This window comes from Paracoccus sp. (in: a-proteobacteria), from assembly GCF_046462195.1.
Lineage (GTDB): Bacteria > Pseudomonadota > Alphaproteobacteria > Rhodobacterales > Rhodobacteraceae > Paracoccus.
Window position 1 is genome coordinate 1 of sequence record NZ_JBKGUN010000226.1, and the last position, 3,365, is coordinate 3,365.

At 65.5% G+C, this 3,365-nt stretch carries 6 protein-coding genes; 1 reads left to right on the forward strand and 5 read right to left on the reverse strand.

Features of this window, described 5'->3' with window-relative positions; translation table 11 throughout:
• The first annotated feature begins 111 nt into the window (after positions 1-111).
• The gene (locus tag ACLHHB_RS13975) at positions 112-522 is read left to right on the forward strand and encodes a group III truncated hemoglobin (RefSeq protein ID WP_410218892.1); all 411 of its coding nucleotides are present in this window, start codon (positions 112-114) and stop codon (positions 520-522) included.
• On the opposite strand, the gene ACLHHB_RS13980 is transcribed toward ACLHHB_RS13975, so the two are convergent.
• The 5 genes from ACLHHB_RS13980 to ispH all read right to left on the reverse strand — a co-directional run.
• Positions 523-786 (reverse strand): hypothetical protein, encoded by a 264-nt coding sequence (locus ACLHHB_RS13980; protein ID WP_410218893.1) that lies wholly within the window; start codon positions 784-786, stop codon positions 523-525.
• Between the two features lie 48 nt (positions 787-834).
• On the reverse strand, positions 835-1,464 hold the full coding sequence (locus tag ACLHHB_RS13985) for a trimeric intracellular cation channel family protein (protein WP_410218894.1): 630 nt from the start codon (positions 1,462-1,464) through the stop codon (positions 835-837).
• A gap of 5 nt (positions 1,465-1,469) precedes the next feature.
• On the reverse strand, positions 1,470-1,919 hold the full coding sequence (rnhA, locus tag ACLHHB_RS13990; protein WP_410218895.1) for a ribonuclease HI: 450 nt from the start codon (positions 1,917-1,919) through the stop codon (positions 1,470-1,472).
• On the reverse strand, positions 1,912-2,517 hold the full coding sequence (locus ACLHHB_RS13995) for a glutathione S-transferase family protein (protein WP_410218896.1): 606 nt from the start codon (positions 2,515-2,517) through the stop codon (positions 1,912-1,914). Before ACLHHB_RS13995 ends, rnhA begins: the two co-directional genes overlap by 8 nt.
• Before the next feature lie 41 nt (positions 2,518-2,558).
• Positions 2,559-3,365 (reverse strand): 4-hydroxy-3-methylbut-2-enyl diphosphate reductase (gene ispH, locus ACLHHB_RS14000; RefSeq protein WP_410218897.1); only part of this gene is annotated, 807 nt, incomplete at its 5' end.

Below are 3,365 nucleotides of genomic sequence, written 5' to 3' on the forward strand. Positions count from 1 at the left end.
AGGGGCTCCTGTTTTGACCGGGTGGGCTGCGACCGGAGGCGCCTTCTAGCACCGGGATGCGCCGCGATCAAACACTTGCAATGCCGCCTGCCCCGCGCCAGATGGTGCGTCATGGAAACCGTTGTGCCACCCCGTTTCGACATAACCGAGGCCGAGATCCGGCGTGTCGTCGCAACTTTTTATGGTGCGGTCCGCCGGCACGAAGTGCTGGGTCCGGTCTTTGCCGAACATGTCGGCGACTGGGCTGCGCACGAGGCGCGAATCGCCGCCTTCTGGGAAGGGGCGATCATGCATCGCGCAGGCTATAACGGCAGCCCGATGCGCGCGCATCTGTCCGCGGGCAATGTTCGGCCCGAGCATTTCGAGATCTGGCTAGCCCTTTTCGACGAATCGCTGCGCCGGACCCTGCCGCCGTGGAGCGCCCGTGCATGGTCGCAACTGGCCCACCGCATCGGGCAGGGCCTGAGGGCCGGGGTCGAGAACGTGGATGCGGGCCGCAACGGCCCGCCCAAGCTGCGCTGATCAGCTGCCGGACACGAACTTGTTGAAACGGCTGGTCCCGCCGTCGGCGGTCTTTTCCTGATACAGGAATTCCAAGTCGCTATCGTCGAAGATCTGGAAGAACTCGTCCCATTCGATGGGGGTCAGGCTGTCTTCGGGCTCGCCAAAATCAATGCGCAGGATGCCGCCCTTGCCGCCGGTATCGACCTTGGCAGGGTGCCCGTCGCGCGCTTCGGCCCACTTGCGGATCTCGTCATGGTCACGGGTGGTATGGGATTGGGTCATGAATGCCTCCTGTGGGCATCCAACCCGCGCGCCCCGGCCGATGTTCCCTCAGCCCCGCCTTCGCGGCGGCCGCGGCCGATAAACCGGCAGCTTCCAGCCAAGGTGCAGGCTGCCTGCGCGCAGCACCCAGACCGTCACCGCGCAGGCGATCAGCGCCTGCGGCCGGGGCAGACCCAGCGCCGTCAGGATCACGGCGGCAAGGGCACCTCCGAAAGCGGCCGTCAGGTAAAGCTGCCCTTGTTTCAGCACCAGCGGCACCTCGTTGCCCACCACGTCGCGCATCAGTCCGCCAAAGGTTCCGGTCACGACACCCATGATGACAACGATCACGGGGCCGAATCCCCCTTCCATGGCCACGCCGGCCCCGGCGGCAACCGCCACGGCCAGCGCCACGCTGTCCAGCCAGACCAGCCAGTCATAACGGCTTTCGATCAGGTGGGCAGTCCAGAACACGATCAGCGCCGCCCCCGCCGCGATCAGCACATAGGCGGGCTGGGCCACCCAGAATACCATGTCCCGCCCCAGGATCAGGTCGCGCAGCGTGCCCCCGCCGACCGCCGTCAGCGCCGCCATGAAGACGAAGCCCACCGGGTCCAGCTGTGCCCTGCTGGCCACCAGTGCTCCGGTCAGCGCGAAAACCAGGACCGATCCGTAATCCAGCGCCGCAACAAGGGCCAACGGGTTCATTTGAAGGGCGCCATGCCGCCGCGTGCCAGTTCGTCCGCACGCTCGTTCTCGGCATGGCCCGCATGGCCCTTGATCCAGCGCCACTCGACCTGATGGGTGCGCTGCGCCTCGTCCAGCCGCTGCCACAGTTCGACATTCTTGACCGGCTTCTTGTCAGCCGTTTTCCAGCCGTTGCGCTTCCAGCCGTGAATCCACTGGGTCACGCCGTTCTTCACATAAGCGCTGTCGGTGACGATCACGATGCGCGTCGGGCGCGTCAGCGCCTCCAATGCGCTGATGGCGGCCATCAGTTCCATGCGGTTGTTGGTGGTGGCGGCCTCGCCCCCGGCCAGTTCGCGTTCCTTGACAACCGTGTCGCCATCCAGCGCGCGCATCAGCACGCCCCAGCCTCCGGGGCCGGGGTTGCCGCTGCAGGCGCCGTCGGTCCAAGCGTAAAGATCAGGCATCGAGGGTCACATATCCCGGCAGCGTGGCGATGCGATCCAGCCAGGCGTTGACGGCAGGAAATCGCGTCATGTCGAACCCGCCCCGGCTGTCTGCCGTATGGGTATAGGCGTAAAGGCAGATGTCGGCCAGGCTCGCCGCCTCACCGGCCAGCCAGTCCTGGCCTGCCAGATGCGATTCCATCACCGCCAGCAGCACGTGGCCCCGCTGCAGCAGGTCGGCCATCCGTTCGGGCGTCGCATCGGCTGCGCGGTGGGCGTAATGGCGAAGGGACTGACGAACGGCGATCACGGGCTCGTGGTTGTATTGTTCCCAGAACATCCAGCCCAGCATCTGCGCGCGCACCACCGCATCGGACGGAACAAAAGGCGTTTCTTCGCCCAGAAACATCAGAAGCGCGTTCGATTCGCCCAAGGTCACGCCGTTGTCCAGTTCCAGAACAGGCAGTTTGCCAAAGGGCAGCACGCCCGCGGCCTTGGCTGCCTCCAGCGCAGCCGAGCCGTGTTCGCAATCCACCCGCTCAAGCGGTTGGTCCGTCAGGGCCGCCAGCAGGCGCACCTTGTAGCTGTTGCCCGACGAGGGCATCGAATAGAGCTTCATGCCCCGCCTTCCATCCGTTCTGAACGCGCCAGCGAAATCGCTTATGCAGTTTCGCGCAGTACGCGCGGCACCTTGAACTCGACCGTCTCGATGGCCGTTTCGACCAGTTCGACCGTAACGTCATAACGGGCGCGGAAGGCGTCCACGACTTCGTTCACCAGAACCTCGGGAGCGCTGGCGCCGGCGGTGACACCGATCGCCCGGATCCCCTCCAGCGCCCGCCAGTCGATTTCCTCCGCCCGCATCACCAGCTGGGCATAGGCGCAGCCCGCGGACCGCCCGACTTCGACCAGTCGCTTGGAGTTGCTGGAGTTCTCGGCCCCGATCACCAGCAGCGCGTCGATCTTGGGCGCCACGGCCTTAACGGCCGCCTGCCGATTGGTGGTCGCGTAGCAGATGTCTTCCTTGGCCGGGCCGACAATGGCCGGAAAGCGCGCCTGCAGGGCCGCCACGATTTCCGCCGTGTCGTCCACCGACAATGTGGTCTGCGTGATGAAGGCAAGCGCCTGCGGATCGCGCGGGACGACGTTGGCCACATCCTCGACCGTTTCGACCAGGATCACCTCGCCCTCGGGCAGTTGTCCCATGGTCCCCAGAACCTCAGGATGGCCGGCATGGCCGATCATGACCATCTGGAGGCCGTTGTTGTGATGGCGTTCGGCCTCGATATGGACCTTGCTGACCAGTGGGCAGGTCGCATCGACATACACCATCTGGCGGCGCTGCGCTTCGGCTGGAACCGCCTTTGGAACGCCATGGGCCGAAAAGATCACCGGGCGATCGTCCGGACAATCGTCCAGTTCCTCGACAAAGACCGCACCCTTGTCGCGCAGCGTGTCGACCACGTA

Coding starts and splice junctions, on each gene's coding strand:
- ACLHHB_RS13975 (WP_410218892.1), top strand. CDS start 112: ATGGAAACCGTTGTGCCACCCCGTTTCGACATAACCGAGGCCGAGATC.
- rnhA (WP_410218895.1), bottom strand. CDS start 1,919: ATGCCTGATCTTTACGCTTGGACCGACGGCGCCTGCAGCGGCAACCCC.
- ACLHHB_RS13980 (WP_410218893.1), bottom strand. CDS start 786: ATGACCCAATCCCATACCACCCGTGACCATGACGAGATCCGCAAGTGG.
- ACLHHB_RS13995 (WP_410218896.1), bottom strand. CDS start 2,517: ATGAAGCTCTATTCGATGCCCTCGTCGGGCAACAGCTACAAGGTGCGC.